Origin of the sequence: Ornithinimicrobium cerasi (assembly GCF_003702705.1) — a bacterium.
In the GTDB taxonomy this organism is placed as follows: Bacteria; Actinomycetota; Actinomycetes; order Actinomycetales; family Dermatophilaceae; genus Ornithinicoccus; species Ornithinicoccus cerasi.
In genome coordinates, this window is record NZ_QZMN01000002.1 from 219887 (window position 1) to 233373 (window position 13487).

Consider the following 13487-nt stretch of genomic DNA (forward strand, 5'->3'; position numbering starts at 1 on the left):
GGCGGTGCGCCCGGAGTCACGGGCGGTGGCGTTCCGCCCGACGGGCACATTGGATCAGATCGGCGCAACGCCGCAGGAAGCCGTCGAATGTGCCCGTCCGGCGGAACGGTGGCCGGGGCGCAGGTCTACGACACCGTCGCGGGCCGAGCGCCGAGCAGTGCCCCTATCGTCGTCAGCGACCCAGCCAGGGCGCCGCCGCGGCCCGGTGCGCCGCCCGCTTCCCCGGGTCCATCCCGTCCAGCGTCCGCACCGCGAACCCGGCCCTCGGGTTGGCCTCGAACGCCTCGCGGTGGTCCTCGACGAAGCTCCAGTAGAGCCCGTCCCACGCCTCGCACCACGGGCCCTTCGGCAGGTCGGACATCGTGCGCAGGTAGTTGCTGCCCGACACGTAGGGCTTCGTCGTGATCGCCTCCCCCGCGGCGAACTGGCTCATCGCGTAGACGTTGGGCACCATCACCCAGTCGTAGGCATCGACGAACATCACCATGAACCAGCGCCACACCTCCCCGGGGTCGACCCGCTGCAGGCACAGCGCGTTGCCGAGGATCATCAGTCGCTCGATGTGGTGGGCCCACCCGCGCTCGAGCACCCGGCGGATCACCAGGTCCACCGGGTCGAGCCCGGTCGTGCCGTCCCACCAGCCCTCCGGCAGGGGGCGGGCATGCCGCAGCACGTTGCTCGTGCGCATCCGCCGGCCCCCCAGCCGGTAGGTGCCGCGCATGTACTCCCGCCACCCGATGAGCTGCCGCACGAACCCCTCGAGACTGGCGAGCTCGACCTCCTGCTCCTCCCCCGCGGTGAGCACCCGGTCGAGGACCTGGCCGGGGTCGATCAGCCCGCAGTTGAGGGCGGGGCTGAGGGCGGAGTGGAAGAGGACCTCGTGCTCCGCGCTGATCGCGTCCTCGAACGGCCCGAACTGCGCCAGTCGCTCCTCGAGGAACCGCCGCAGCGCCGCGTCGGCCTCCCCCGGTGACGTCGCCCAGGCGAAGGTCCCCGGGTCGCCGGGGGCGTCGGGGAAGTGCTCGGCCACCCAGTCGACCGCCTCCGCGACCCGGGTATGCCGTCGCGCCGGTCCCAGGGAGGGGTCCGGCACCGGGTGATTCTTGGGCAGGCGCCTGCGGTTCTCGGTGTCGAAGGACCAGCGCCCGCCGACGGGTCGGTCGCCGTCCATGAGGACGCCGAGCCGACGCCGCTGCCAGGCGTAGAAGTGCTGCATCCGCGGGCTGCCACCGCCGCCGAGCTGCTCGGCGACCTGCGCCCGGGTGGTGAGGAAGGCCGGCGTGTCGAGCACGTCCTCACGTCGCAGCTCGTAGCCGCCCTCGCGGAGCTGGTCGCGGCAGTCGCGACCCAGCCAGTCGTCCACGACGTCCAGCACCGTGACCCGCTCCGGACGCAGCTTCCCGACCAGCTCGACGAGCCCCGCGCCCGACGTCCGGTCGGGCCGTGACTCCACCACGTCGACGTCGAGACCGGACTCCCGCGCCCGGTCGACGAAGCGGCATACCGAGGCGCGGTGCAGGACGAGCTTGTGCGCGTGGAAGGGGAGCTGGCGGTAGAGGAGGTCGTCCTCGACCACGGCCAGGCGCGTCCCTGGATCGACCTGCAGCTGGGCGGCGTGCAGCTGGTGCGGGTAGACCAGCCGGACCTCCCTCATGGCGCCTCACTGTAGCCACGGCCCCGCACAGCGCGACCGGAGCCGTTCCACCGGACGGGCACATCGACCGAAACGGTCCCGAACTGCCTGGACAGCGGCAGATGTGCCCGTTCCGCGGAACGGGCGGGAGGCCTTGCCCGGTGCCCGTGGTGGGAGCAGCATGGACGTCGCAGAGCTGCGCCCGGTGCCCGTGGTGGGAGCAGCATGGATGTCGCAGAGCTGCGCGCGCTACCGAGGGAGAGACCATGGCCGACCCGATGCTCGCCGCCCCGGCCGCGCTCTTCGTCGCCGTCTCCGCGTATGCCGCGGCGGTGGCCGTCCAGGAGCCGGTCATTCCCGGCGAGCCGCTGGGGATCCACGTGCCCGGCACGGTGCGCACCCACCTGCTCCTGGGTCTGGGTTCGGGCGTCTCTGCCCCGTGGCCGATGCCCGTGGCTGCGGCGTGGGCGTCCCTGCGGGGTGATCCGGGGTCGCCCGCTGCCGCCCGCACGGTGGCCGGCATCGGCGCCGCGCTGATCCTCGGCACCCTCGTCGAGCCGGTCACCTGGGGGCGAAGGCCCGCCTCTCGCCGGGCGGCAGCCACCGTCCCGCTCCACCTGCTCACGGGCGTGGCGATGGTGTCGGCTGGCACGCACCGCCTGCGTCAGCTCGGGCACCCCGGCCGAGGGTGAGAGTCAGCCGGTGACCAGTTCCCGCGCTCGGCGCCCAGGCCAGCTCGGGCCCGGTGAGCCCGGCCGCAGCGCGGGGCTGCCTACCGCCGGCGGGTCAGGCCTTGACCGCCAGCACCGGTGCGTCGGCGTCGAGCAGGATCTGCTGGGCCGTGCTCCCGAAGATGAGCTTGCCGGTCGGGCTGCGGCGCCGCAGGCCGATGACGATGACGCTGGCGTCGTGCTTGGTGGCCAGCGCGACCACGTCCGCCGCGGGGTTCGGGCCGTTCCCTCTCGTCTCCAGCGTGAAGGGCACGCCCGACTCTCCCAGCATGGCCTCGAGCTCGTCGAGGTCCTCCTGGGTCGCGAATCGGGGGTCGACAGGGGCGTCGCCCCGCGTGGTGTTGAGCACGACGAGGTCCTCGCCCCGCCGGCTTGCCTCGTCCAGCGCCGCGCGCACCGCGGCGCGGCCCTCCGCCGTCGGCACGAAACCGCAGACCACGGTCATGGCTTTTCCTCTCGTTGACGACGAACAGCACCACGAGCAGCGTATAGACCACCGCCGGCGAACAGGGTGGGACCGCTCGGCGGCGATGCAGGGTCAGGACCGAGGTCCCCCTCAGGGGGCGGGTCTGCGGCATACCCTGAGCCCGTGGCCGACCCCGAGATCACGTTGCGCTTCCTGGCCGCCCCGACCGACGCCGGCCAGTCCGGCAGCGTGAGCGCCGGGCGGGTGCTGGAGTGGATCGACAAGGCCGGGTATGCCGCGGCCGCCCGGTGGAGCGGGGGGTACACGGTCACCGCCTACGTCGGCAACGTGCGGTTCAGCCGGCCGGTCGAGGTGGGGGACCTCGTGGAGGCGCGGGCGCGGGTCGTCCAGACGGGCCGCTCCAGCATGCACGTCACGGTCCAGGTCAGCTCCGGGCCGCCGACCACCGGCGGGCTCGAGCCGGCGACGCAGTGCCTGATGATCTTCGTGGCGGTGGACGGCGAGGGGCGGTCGACACCGGTGCCGACGCTCGAGCCGCGGTCGATGGAGGAGCGGCTGCTGGCGCAGTGGGCGCAGCGCCGCACCGAGCTGCGGGAGCAGGTGCAGGCCGCGATGGAACGGCAGACGTACAGCGGGGAGGGGACCGCGCCCCGGGAGGTGCTGCGCTTCCTCGCCGCCCCGACGGACGTCAACTGGGGCGGCAAGGTGCACGGCGGCATCGTCATGCGGTGGATCGACGAGGCGGCCCACGTCCTCGTGACGCAGTGGACGCACGACCCGCGCAACGTGGCGATCTTCACCGGCGGCGTGCGTTTCTACCGGCCGCTGCGCATCGGCGACCTCGTCGAGGTCGAGGCGCGGCTGCTGCACACCGGCGACCACGCCGTCCACGTCGGCGTGCACGTGCGCTCCGGGGACCCGGCGACCGGTGAGCTGGCCCTGACGACCTTCTGCCGGACGGTCTTCGTCGTGCTCGACGAGGAGCGACGGGCGGCGACGGTGCCGCGCTGGGAGCCGGTCAGCGACGAGGACAAGGCGCTGGACGCGCACGCGGTCGAGCTGGTGACGCTGCGGGAGCGGTTCGGCGACTGAGGGGTGGCGGGCGGGGGAGTGGCGGGCGGACGGGGTCAGGACCGGATATCGCGGATCGTCGATCAGCCGGGGCGGGCAGGGGCTGGTCCCCCGGCGGTCAGGAGCCCAGGCTTGCCAGCCGCTCCTCCAGGTGCGCCCGCTCGGACGCGTTGCGGCACAAGGCGAGCGCCTCGGCATACGCCTCCCGCGCACCGCGCGCCTCCCCCGCCCGGGCCAGCAGCTCGGCCCGCACCGCAGCGACCCGGTGGCTGCCGGGCAGCTCCACCCCCTCCAGCGCGAGCAGACCCTCCCGCGGACCGCGGCTCTCGGCGACGGCGACCGCCCGACCGAGCCGCGCGGCGGCACCGGGCTCGATCTCGAGCAGCTGGTCGTAGTGCGCCACCACCCGGTCCCACCGGGTCCGCTCCGCGCTGGGGGCGGTCGCGTGCTGGGCCGCGATCCGCGCCTGCACGAGGTATGACGCAGCCCGGGCCGGGAGCGGACCGGCCAGTCTGGAGGACCCGAGCAGCGCGACCGCCTCGGCGATCTCGTCGTGGCGCCAGCGGCTGCGGTCCTGGTCCGGCAGAAGCACGAGCCGCCCGTCGTGGCCGGTGCGCGCGTCCCGCCGGGAGTGCTGCAGCAGGACGAGGGCGAGCAGCGCGGTGAGCACCGGCTCCCCCGGCCGGAGGTCGAGAACCACCCGGACGAGCCGCACCGCCTCCCCGGCGAGCTCGGCACGGAGCAGGTCGGGACCGCTGCCGGGGGCGTAGCCCGCGGTGAACGCGAGGTAGGCGGTCTGTGCGACGACCTCGAGCCGCGAGGGCAGCTGGTCGGCCCCGGGCACGGCGAACGGGATGCCCGCGGTGACGATCTTGCGCTTGGCGCGGGTCAGCCGGGCCGCCATCGTCGGCTCGGGCACGAGGAAGAGCCGCGCGATGTCGGGCGTGCTGACGCCCAGGACGAGACGGAGGGCCAGCGCGCTCGCGGCCTCGGGCGCGAGGGCGGGGTGGGTGCACATCAGCACGAGGCGCAGCAGGTCGTCCTCGACGAGGTCGCCCGGGTCGGCCATCGGGCCCGGGCCGTGGCGATGCGCGTCGGGGACGAGAAGCGGCGCCTTCCGCTGCGCCACCGCCTCGACGCGCAACCGGTCCACGAGCCGGCGGCGGGCGACGGTGACCAACCACCCGCGCGGGTTGGACGGCATACCCTCCGCGTCCCACTGCCGTGCGGCGGCCTCGACCGCGTCGCCCAGCGCGTCCTCGACGAGGTCGAGGCGGCCGGAGCGCGCGAGGAGCAGGGACACCAGGCGCCCCCACTCCTCGCGCACCACCCGGGCGAGCTCCTGCGACGCCTCCACGGCCCTCAGTAGGGGTCGACGACGGGGCTGACCTGGATGTCGTACGGCGGCAGCAGCTGCAGCAGGTCGATCACGACGTCGAGGTCGGGTGCGTCGAGGAGGTAGAAGCCGCCGAGCTGCTCCACGGCCTCCGCGAACGGGCCGTCGGTGAGCGTGCGCACCCCGCCGCGGGTGCGGACGACGGTCGCGGTGTCACCGGGCCCCAACGCCTCGCCGGCGAGGATCTGCACCCCCTCCCGCGCGGCGCAGGCGGCGCCGAACTCCTCGAACTGCCGGATGACGTCCGCCTGCTGCTCCTCGGTGTGGTCGGCCCAGGCGGGCAGCTCGCCGTCGGCCATGAGCAGGACGAGGTACTTCATGCCCGCCTCCCGGTCGTGAGGTCCGTCATCGGTCTCTCCTCCTGCCTGGCCGCGCCGGTTGCGACCTCATGAGCATGTCGGACGGGAGCACCCCGGATCGACAGGGCACGCGTGGGAGTTTCCGGGCGAAGCCGCTGGGCGCGGAGGTCGGCCCCGGGGGTGGGCGCGGGGTGGGCGTGTATCCAGCCCTCCCCGCCGACCTCTATCCCACCAGACTCCGGCAGGGGGCCGGAGCAGGGAGAAGGGGCATGACATGTGGACTCCAGAGTCCTTCCCCGGCGCTGACAAGGTGCCGTGGCAGCTGCTGATCAGGGCGCGCTACGTGCGCGAGGTGGACGCGTTCGTCGCGAGCACGATCGTGGGCCAGGTGGCGCACGTCGCCTCGCTCGACGACGCCGCCCGCGTGGCCACGGCCGCGGCGGAGGCGATGCGGGCGATGCCCGCCGAGCGGCTCAGCCGCACCGCGCGCGGCGACGCGCTCCTCGCCGTGGCCGACTTCATCGACATCTGCCCGCCGTGGCCGTGGCCCTGGCCGTGGCCGTGGCCGGGCCCCTGGCCGGGTCCGTGGCCGTGGTTCGAGGGCCGGGAGAACCCGTTCGAGAAGATCGGGTCCCCCTACCAGGGCATCGTGCTCGAGGGGGCGCTCGACCTCCTCGGCCGTGCGGGCAGCCCGCAGCTGCAGGAGCAGCTGGGCGGAGTGCTCAAGGAGCTCGGCCAGCTCTGAACGACGCTCCGGTATGCGGTGCGGGCACCCTCGGGGGGTGCCCGCACCGTCCGCGTCGGCGGGGGCGGGCGTCGAGCTGCGGGGGCGGGGGCCGAGCTGCGGGGCGGGCGGCGAGCTGCGGGCGGCGGGCGCCGCCGACGAAGGTCTCCCGACGGCGGGCTGCTGGTCGTAGGCTGCGCGCGTGACCGTTCCCGAGATCAACTACCTCGCCGTCGTCGGCGCCGTCGTCGCCTCCATGGTCGTGGGCTTCGTCTACTACCACCCAAAGGTGATGGGCAGCCGCTGGATGCGCGCCATCGGTCACGACGAGGAGTCGATGAGCGGCGGGGCCGGCAGCTGGGTCTACGGCGTGGTGCTCGTCTCCAGCTTCGTCACCGCCTGGGTGCTCGCCGGCGCCGCGTGGCTGGCGCAGCAGTTCTACGGCGGGTCGTTCCTCGTCAACTCGCTCGTCACCGGGCTCATCCTGTGGCTGGGGTTCACCGCTGCCCGGGTCGTGGTGCACGACGGCTTCGACCCGCGCGGCTTCCGGGTGACGCCCTACACGCTGCTCAACGGGTTCGTCACCGTGCTGGCGATGGCGCTCGTCATCGGGCTGCTGCCCCCCGGCTGACCCCGCGCCGGCGTCCGTGCGTGGCTGTCGTGTCCGCTCGCGGCTGCGGCGATGCCTGTGCGTGGCTGTCGTGTCCGCTCGCGGCTGCGGCGAAGCCTGTGCGCGGCTGTCGTGTCACGCTCGTCGCCCTGGCGTTGCTCGTGACACGACAGCCCCGCACAGCGATGTGTTCGCGGCGCTGCGCCGGACCACGGGGGTCAGGCGCGGGCGGTCAGGCCTCGATGACCACCGGGACCACCAGCGGGTTGCGGCGGTGCTTGCGGAAGGCCCACTGCGAGATGGCCCGGGCGATGCGTTGCTCGAGCTCGTGCGGGTCGCCGATGCCCTGCGACGCCGCCTCGGCCAGCGCCTTCTCGATCGCCGGGACCGCGGCCTCGAACATCTTCTCGTCCGTGCCCAGACCGCGGGCCAGGAAGTCCGGCGGCTCGGTCAGCTTGCCGGTGTCCGCGTCGACCAGGGCGACCACGGTGACGGTGCCCTGCTGGCTGAGGGTCAGCCGGTCGCGCAGCTCGTCCTCGGTCACGTCACCGACCGCGCCGGCCGAGACATAGACGTAGCCCGCACGGACCTTCCCGGTGACCTTGACCCGGCCGTCGACCAGGTCCACGACCACGCCGTCGTCCACGACGACCACCCGGTCGGGGTCCATGCCGGTGCGGATCGCCAGGTCGGCGTTGGCGCGCAGGTGGCGCCACTCGCCGTGGACCGGCATGACGTTGCGCGGCTTGATGATGTTGTAGCAGTAGACGAGCTCGCCGGCGCTGGCGTGGCCCGAGACGTGCACCTTGGCGTTGCCCTGGTGCACGACCTTGGCGCCCCAGCGGGTAAGGCCGTTGATGATGCGCGAGACGGCGTTCTCGTTGCCGGGGATGAGCGAGCTGGCCAGCAGCACCGTGTCCCCCTCGCCGATGCGGATCTGGTGGTCGCGGTTGGCCATCCGCGACAGCGCCGCCATCGGCTCGCCCTGGGACCCCGTGCACACCAGCGTCACCTCGGTCGGCGGCAGGTCGTCGAGCTGCTTGGCGTCGACGATGAGCCCGCGGGGCGCGGTGAGGTAGCCCAGGTCCTGGGCGATCTTCATGTTGCGGACCATCGAGCGCCCGACGAACGCCACCTTGCGCCCGTGCGCCGAGGCGGCGTCGATGACCTGCTGGATGCGGTGCACGTGGCTGGCAAAGCTGGACACCACGATCCGCCCCGGCGCCGTCCGGAAGACGGTGTCGATGGCGGGCGCGAGGTCCTTCTCCGCGGTGGTGAACCCGGGCACCTCGGCGTTGGTGGAGTCGACCATGAACAGGTCCACGCCCTCCTCGCCGAACCGGGCGAAGGCACGCAGGTCGGTGATCCTGTCGTCCAGGGGGAACTGGTCCATCTTGAAGTCGCCGGTGTGCAGCACCGAGCCCGCCGGGGTGCGCACCATCACCGCGAGCCCGTCGGGGATGGAGTGGTTGACCGCGACGAACTCGCAGTCGAAGGGCCCCAGCGTGAGCCGCTCGCCCTCGGCGACCTGGGTGGTCCGGGGCTTGATCCGGTGCTCCTTGAGCTTGGCGTTGATGAACGCCAGCGTCAGGCGGGAACCGACGACGGGGATGTCGCCACGCTCCTTGAGCAGGTACGGCACCCCGCCGATGTGGTCCTCGTGCCCGTGGGTCAGGACCACGCCCACCACGTCCTGCCACCGCCCGCGCAGGAAGGAGAAGTCCGGCAGGATGACGTCGACGCCGGGCTGGTGCTCCTCGGGGAAGAGCACGCCGCAGTCGATGATCAGCAGCTTGCCGCGGTGCTCGAACACCGCCATGTTGCGGCCGACCTCTCCCAGACCGCCCAGCGCCACCACCCTCAGTCCGTTGCGGGGCAGGGCGGGCGGGGCGCCCAGGTCGGGGTGCGGGTGGCTCATGAAACCTCGTCGATCAGGGGGTTGGGGTCGGCCGGCACGCGCCAGCAGTCGGGGTCGAGCCTACTCGCTCGCCGGGGGGTCGACGGCGGGCAAGGGGGTGACGACGAATATCGCGGATCGTCGATCACCCGGCCGCGCTCAGGCATACCTCGCCCAGAAGCTGTTCCGGAACCGCTCCTCCGGGTCGAACCGCCGCTTGGTCGCGACGAACTCCGCCAGCCGCGGGTAGGCCCGCGCCACCTGATCCCGGGTGTAGTGCTGCTGGTAGGGCAGGTAGAACGTGCCGCCGAGGTTCAGCGAGGACGCGACCAGCGAGCGTGTCAGGGAGGCCATGTCCGTGCTCCCGGCGTCGCTGACCTCCTGGCTCAGGTAGAGCACCACGGAGAACCGCTCCCCCTGCGCGTAGTCGAGCACGACGTCCTCCCGGTGCACCGACCGGATCGAGGCGCTGAGCAGCCGCGCGTCGTGCTCCCCCAGCTGCGCGCGCAGCTCGTCCAGGAACGGCACGACCCGCTCGTGCGGCAGGAAGTACTCGTGCAGCACGTCGGTGTACTGCGGCAGCCGGTTCTGCAGGAAGCCCAGGCTCTCGTACATCGCCTGGTTGCGCGCCACCATGCACGCCTCCATCTCGCGCAGCGCCTCGTTGCGCGACTGCACGCACCCGCGCACGCGTGGCAGCACGTGCTTCTGGGCCCCCCACTTCAGGCGCTGGCCCACGTCGCCGGTCCGGGCCAGGTTGAAGACCAGCCGGCTCGTCCGGTCCGAGGCCCGCTCCCTCAGCGGTGGCACCGGCTCGTCCGTACCGGTCCGCTCGTAGGTGTAGACGATCGCCTCCTGCAGCAGGCTGCCCGGCGCCGTGGACAGGTGCGTGTAGGTCAGCCGCACGGCGTCGTCCCCAGCCACCTGCGCGGCGAAGACCTCCGGGAAGTCGCGGTGCTCGACCACCTGGCTGCGCAGGCGGTACATCTCGCTGTCCACCAGCTCCAGCTCGACGTCCAGCACCACCCCGAGGAGCCCGTAGCCGCCCACCACGGCCTCGAACAGCTCCGGCTCCCGGTCCGGACCCACCCGGTGCACCTCGCCGTCGGCCGTCATCACCCGCACCGACCGGATCGTCGACGACAGGCTCCCCCGCGCGGAAGTCCAGCCCGTGCGCGTTGACCGACACCGTGCCGCCGACGCTGAGCACGTCGACGCTGGGCATGGTGGCGACCGACAACCCCGCCGGGTGCACCGCCTCGAGCACCTGGTGCCACGTCGCCCCGGCCTGCACCACCGCCGTCCGGGCCTCCACGTCCACCGTGATCGCGTCCAGGCCGCGCATGTCGACGACGAGCCCGCCCGGGTGCGACGCCTGCCCGCCCAGCGCGTGCTGCGTGCCACCCACCGACACGGCGAGGTCGTGCTCGGCGGCGTAGGCGAGCGCCGTCCGGACCCCGGACTCGTCGACCGGCCGCACGACCCCGAACACGGGGGTGCGGGTCAGGCAGCTCGCGTCCGTCACCGTGCCGCCCTGCTGGGACAACCCACCCGGGTATGCCGCCGCGTCCGCCGGCGCGGGCGCGCGGCTCTGCTCGACGACGGGCAGGGGCGGCACCGGGCTGACGACTTAGTCCTTGGCCGCCACCGGCTCCCCCGACCACAACGCGTACTGCGGCCCGCCCACCACCAGGACCACCAGCAGCGCGACGACCACCACGGTCCACCGCACCACCCTCCGGCGTCGCGGCCGGTGCGCTCCGGCAGGACGCCGCGCCGAGGGGCGGGGCGAGGACATGGTCGGCCGGTCAGCTCGCCGTCACGGTGGTCATGGCCCATTGAACACCCCACAAGCCCGCGGCACGGCGGTAGGCAACGGCGGTGCGCCGCAGACCCGTCAGGGCTCGTCCGGGTCAGGCGGGGGCCGCCGCCGGAGGCCCTTCCCCTGCCATCGCACCTCGACCCCGCGCTCGCGGGCCAGCTGCTCGAGGAGGTGGGCCGTCTCCAGGTTCGCGTACCGGTCGTGTGAGCTGCTCACCTCGGTCCGCCGCCCGAGGAGTGCGTCGCCCTCGTCCAGCAGCAGCGCCTCCCCCGACCGCTCGGCCTCGTCGAGGATCCGGTTGAGGTTCTTCTCCGTCTCGCCGATGTAGCTCGACACCACCTGGCTCAGGTCGACCCGGTGCACCGCGGTCCGCGCCGCCCCGGCCGGCGTGGACGGCTTCACCCGCCGCACCCTGCGGACCGGGCCGGGTGAGGGCGACGGCATACCTGCCTGCAGACGGAGCGTGTGGGCGTCGAACTCGGCAGGCTTGACCGGCGCCAGCCACATCGTGAGCACGAGGTGACCCGCGAGCACGTCGACCTCGGTCATCGTCTCCCCCAGACCGCACCGCACCCCGAAGGCGTGCTCGGCCTTCGTGCCCTGCAGCGCGCCCTGCAGCCACAGCCGGTGCAGGAAGTCCTCCGTGAGCTGCCGCACCCGGGCCCACAGCGCCGCGTCGTCGGCCTCGCTCGCGACGAAGCTCAGCCCGGCGGTCAGGGAGCTGAGGACATGGTCGGTGAGCCGCCGTACGTTGAGGTAGCGCGAGGCGGGTTCGACGGACTCCGCCCCGGCCAGCGTGCGCGCCCCCCAGACCAGCCTCCCCCGGCCGGGGAACTCGCGCAGCGCGTTGACCCCGGCCTGTACGTGGCGGTCGTTCTCCCGGTCGTCGAGGGCCTCCGCGAGACCGTCCACCCCGCTCAGCGCGACGCCGGCGGACGCCTTCCACACCCCCCGCTCGGCGTCGGTGCGCGCGATCACCCCGGCGACCGGCCCCGACGGCGGCACCGTCACGCCGCCGGCGACGACCCAGGGGTGGTATGCCGCAGCGCGCTCCCGGTGCTCGGTCACCTCCCGCAGCAGGGCCTCGGTCCCGGGTCCCCAGGGGTCCGGCGGCAGGTCCAGGAGATGGACCGCGCGGTATGCCGCGCACCGCCCGAGCGCGACCCGCACCTGGTCGGGGGAGGCCGCGGTGAGGCCGGGCAAGGCCAGCACGGTCACGCCGGAGCCGTCGAGAGCGTGGACGCCCCCCGGCCCCTCGGGCGGGGCCAGCTGCCCGGGCGCGGGACCACCCGCTCGGACGACCACGGCGCTCCGGCCGCCGTTGGCGAAGAACAGGTCGACCGCGTGGCCGAGCGGACGGTCCGCGTCGAGGCTGGGCCCGAAGGTGGCGTGGTAGTCCGCCGCGCTGGTGACGGTGACCGGGGTGTCGACGGGTCCGGCGTCCGCGGCGCCGACGAAGCCGGTGACGGAGGTGGGCAGGGGCTCGACGGGGGCGCCGGCGGTGCTGGGTGCGGTGGGCGGCATACGCCATTGAACCGCCCCCCGGGGGTCCCGCGCAGGGACCTGACCTGCCTGGACCTACTCGCTCGCGGTGTCGGCCAGGCGCGGGTGCGGGTACTCCTCGGCGCGGCCCTGGAAGGCCAGGATGGCCGGGTTGCGGACCTGCCCGTCCTGGATCTCGACGGCGCGGCCGATCGTCGGCTCGGCCTGCCACGCGTCCGGACCCGACAGGACGGTGCGCAGGTGCGGCAGCAGCGCCGCGCTGATCTCCCACGTCGCCGAGTTCCACAGGTAGGACGGGGTGTGGTCGACGGCGTAGTAGGTGATGTTGTCGCCCACGACGAAGGTCGGGTCCTCGAACGTCGTCGGCCGGGCCCAGCTGAAGCCCATGCCCTCGTCGCACGAGACGTCGACGACGAGGCTCCCCGGTCGGAACAGCGCCAGGTCCTCCTCGGTGAGGAAGGTCCAGGGCGCGGCGGTGTCCTGCAGCACGCAGTTGACGACGACGTCGTTCCCGGCGAGGTAGGGGGCGAGGGGGACGTGGCCGTCGTTGGTCACGACGGTCGTCAGCGACGGGTCCTCGTCCTGGTCGAGGTGGACGATGTCGACGGAGTGGATCGGCGAGGCGACGGCGGCGACCTTGCGATGGGTGAGCACCCGGACGTCGGTGATGCCGAGGGCGCTCAGTGCGGTCACGGCACCCCGGGCCGTGGCACCGAACCCGATGACGACGGCGCTCCGCTTCGGGCCGTAGCTGCCGGTGGAGCCGATCAGGGTGAGCGCGTGCAGCACGGAGCAGTAGCCGGCCAGCTCGTTGTTGAGGTGGAAGACGTGGAGCAGGAAGTTGCCGCTGCGGGACCAGTGGTTCATCGCCTCGAACGCGATGAGGGTCTGGCGGCGGTCGATGGCCTGCTGAGTGAGCCCGGCGTCCTGGACGCAGTGCGGCCACCCCCAGACGATCTGCCCGTCCCGCAGGTCGGCGAGGTCCTCGGCCTGGACCTTGGGCAGGAGGATGACGTCGCACTCCGCGATGAGCTCGGCGCGGGAGCGGACGCCGCCGACCAGGCCGGCGAGCGTCTCGTCGGGCATCCCGAACGGCAGGCCGTACCCGTGCTCGAGGAAGATCCGCGACCGCAGGTCGTCGTCGATCCGGGACAGGTGCTCCGGGTGGATCGGCAGCCGGTGCTCGTTCTCCTTGCGGGAGTGGGCCATCACGCCCACGGAGAGGAGCACCGAGTCAGCGCTTCTTGGGGTGCAGGGTCGACTCGACCGCGGAGGACTTGTCGTCCTTGGCCCGCTTGTCGGCCCGCTTCTCCTTGATGGACTTGCCGGAATTCTTGGAGAGGGAGTGGCGCGGGGACTTGTCGGACATGGCGT

15 protein-coding genes and 1 pseudogene are annotated in these 13487 nt (G+C 73.3%); 5 read left to right on the forward strand and 11 right to left on the reverse strand.

Going from position 1 to position 13487, the window contains the following annotated elements:
* Positions 1–172: 172 nt before the first annotated feature.
* On the reverse strand, positions 173–1654 hold the full coding sequence (locus D4B81_RS02935) for a cryptochrome/photolyase family protein (RefSeq protein ID WP_122261009.1): 1482 nt from the start codon (positions 1652–1654) through the stop codon (positions 173–175).
* A 245-nt stretch (positions 1655–1899) separates the two neighbouring features.
* On the opposite strand from D4B81_RS02935, the gene D4B81_RS02940 reads away from it, so the two are divergent.
* Positions 1900–2325: a hypothetical protein gene (locus D4B81_RS02940; RefSeq protein WP_122261010.1), complete on the forward strand. Its 426-nt coding sequence runs from the start codon at positions 1900–1902 to the stop codon at positions 2323–2325.
* A 94-nt stretch (positions 2326–2419) separates the two neighbouring features.
* Here the strand turns inward: D4B81_RS02940 and D4B81_RS02945 are convergent, their stop codons facing one another.
* On the reverse strand, positions 2420–2809 hold the full coding sequence (locus D4B81_RS02945) for a universal stress protein (RefSeq protein WP_122261011.1): 390 nt from the start codon (positions 2807–2809) through the stop codon (positions 2420–2422).
* Positions 2810–2953: 144 nt separating this feature from the next.
* Here D4B81_RS02945 and D4B81_RS02950 point away from each other — a divergent pair, with 144 nt between their 5' ends.
* Positions 2954–3883, forward strand: coding sequence for an acyl-CoA thioesterase (locus tag D4B81_RS02950; protein WP_122261012.1), 930 nt, complete (start codon positions 2954–2956; stop codon positions 3881–3883).
* A gap of 97 nt (positions 3884–3980) precedes the next feature.
* On the opposite strand, the gene D4B81_RS02955 is transcribed toward D4B81_RS02950, so the two are convergent.
* Together D4B81_RS02955 and D4B81_RS02960 are read right to left on the reverse strand one after the other, a co-directional pair.
* A complete protein-coding gene (locus tag D4B81_RS02955) occupies positions 3981–5219 on the reverse strand; it encodes an RNA polymerase sigma factor (RefSeq protein WP_122261013.1) in 1239 nt (412 codons plus the stop codon).
* A 5-nt stretch (positions 5220–5224) separates the two neighbouring features.
* The gene (locus D4B81_RS02960; RefSeq protein WP_122261014.1) at positions 5225–5578 is read right to left on the reverse strand and encodes a YciI family protein; all 354 of its coding nucleotides are present in this window, start codon (positions 5576–5578) and stop codon (positions 5225–5227) included.
* A gap of 253 nt (positions 5579–5831) precedes the next feature.
* On the opposite strand from D4B81_RS02960, the gene D4B81_RS02965 reads away from it, so the two are divergent.
* The 3 genes from D4B81_RS02965 to D4B81_RS02970 are packed head-to-tail and all read left to right on the forward strand — an operon-like array spanning position 5832 to position 6912.
* On the forward strand, positions 5832–6302 hold the full coding sequence (locus D4B81_RS02965; protein WP_161964970.1) for a hypothetical protein: 471 nt from the start codon (positions 5832–5834) through the stop codon (positions 6300–6302).
* A gap of 37 nt (positions 6303–6339) precedes the next feature.
* Entirely contained in the window at positions 6340–6474 is a 135-nt protein-coding gene (locus tag D4B81_RS19100) for a hypothetical protein (RefSeq protein WP_272914051.1), read from the forward strand.
* Between the two features lie 9 nt (positions 6475–6483).
* Complete coding sequence (locus tag D4B81_RS02970) at positions 6484–6912, forward strand: DUF1761 domain-containing protein (RefSeq protein WP_237565773.1); 429 nt, start codon at positions 6484–6486, stop codon at positions 6910–6912.
* Positions 6913–7123: 211 nt separating this feature from the next.
* On the opposite strand, the gene D4B81_RS02975 is transcribed toward D4B81_RS02970, so the two are convergent.
* The 7 genes and pseudogenes from D4B81_RS02975 to D4B81_RS19105 form a co-directional block, all read right to left on the reverse strand.
* A complete protein-coding gene (locus D4B81_RS02975) occupies positions 7124–8809 on the reverse strand; it encodes a ribonuclease J (RefSeq protein ID WP_097187095.1) in 1686 nt (561 codons plus the stop codon).
* Positions 8810–8947: 138 nt separating this feature from the next.
* Positions 8948–9913 (reverse strand): FAD-binding oxidoreductase, encoded by a 966-nt coding sequence (locus tag D4B81_RS02980; RefSeq protein WP_122261016.1) that lies wholly within the window; start codon positions 9911–9913, stop codon positions 8948–8950.
* 100 nt (positions 9914–10013) lie between these two features.
* Positions 10014–10406 (reverse strand): annotated as a pseudogene (locus D4B81_RS19290) (FAD-binding oxidoreductase); the annotation flags it as partial.
* Positions 10407–10418: 12 nt separating this feature from the next.
* Positions 10419–10586, reverse strand: a complete 168-nt coding sequence (locus D4B81_RS17965) for a hypothetical protein (RefSeq protein ID WP_161964971.1) — start codon at positions 10584–10586, stop codon at positions 10419–10421.
* Between the two features lie 99 nt (positions 10587–10685).
* The gene (locus D4B81_RS02990; RefSeq protein WP_122261017.1) at positions 10686–12134 is read right to left on the reverse strand and encodes a phage tail sheath family protein; all 1449 of its coding nucleotides are present in this window, start codon (positions 12132–12134) and stop codon (positions 10686–10688) included.
* A 54-nt stretch (positions 12135–12188) separates the two neighbouring features.
* Positions 12189–13322 (reverse strand): N(5)-(carboxyethyl)ornithine synthase, encoded by a 1134-nt coding sequence (locus tag D4B81_RS02995; protein ID WP_122261122.1) that lies wholly within the window; start codon positions 13320–13322, stop codon positions 12189–12191.
* 25 nt (positions 13323–13347) lie between these two features.
* Positions 13348–13482 (reverse strand): hypothetical protein, encoded by a 135-nt coding sequence (locus D4B81_RS19105; RefSeq protein WP_272914052.1) that lies wholly within the window; start codon positions 13480–13482, stop codon positions 13348–13350.
* Positions 13483–13487: the final 5 nt, after the last annotated feature.

Coding starts and splice junctions, on each gene's coding strand:
- D4B81_RS02935 (WP_122261009.1), bottom strand. CDS start 1,654: ATGAGGGAGGTCCGGCTGGTCTACCCGCACCAGCTGCACGCCGCCCAG.
- D4B81_RS02940 (WP_122261010.1), top strand. CDS start 1,900: ATGGCCGACCCGATGCTCGCCGCCCCGGCCGCGCTCTTCGTCGCCGTC.
- D4B81_RS02945 (WP_122261011.1), bottom strand. CDS start 2,809: ATGACCGTGGTCTGCGGTTTCGTGCCGACGGCGGAGGGCCGCGCCGCG.
- D4B81_RS02960 (WP_122261014.1), bottom strand. CDS start 5,578: ATGAAGTACCTCGTCCTGCTCATGGCCGACGGCGAGCTGCCCGCCTGG.
- D4B81_RS02965 (WP_161964970.1), top strand. CDS start 5,832: ATGTGGACTCCAGAGTCCTTCCCCGGCGCTGACAAGGTGCCGTGGCAG.
- D4B81_RS02975 (WP_097187095.1), bottom strand. CDS start 8,809: ATGAGCCACCCGCACCCCGACCTGGGCGCCCCGCCCGCCCTGCCCCGC.
- D4B81_RS17965 (WP_161964971.1), bottom strand. CDS start 10,586: ATGTCCTCGCCCCGCCCCTCGGCGCGGCGTCCTGCCGGAGCGCACCGG.
- D4B81_RS02990 (WP_122261017.1), bottom strand. CDS start 12,134: ATGCCGCCCACCGCACCCAGCACCGCCGGCGCCCCCGTCGAGCCCCTG.
- D4B81_RS02995 (WP_122261122.1), bottom strand. CDS start 13,322: ATGGCCCACTCCCGCAAGGAGAACGAGCACCGGCTGCCGATCCACCCG.
- D4B81_RS19105 (WP_272914052.1), bottom strand. CDS start 13,482: ATGTCCGACAAGTCCCCGCGCCACTCCCTCTCCAAGAATTCCGGCAAG.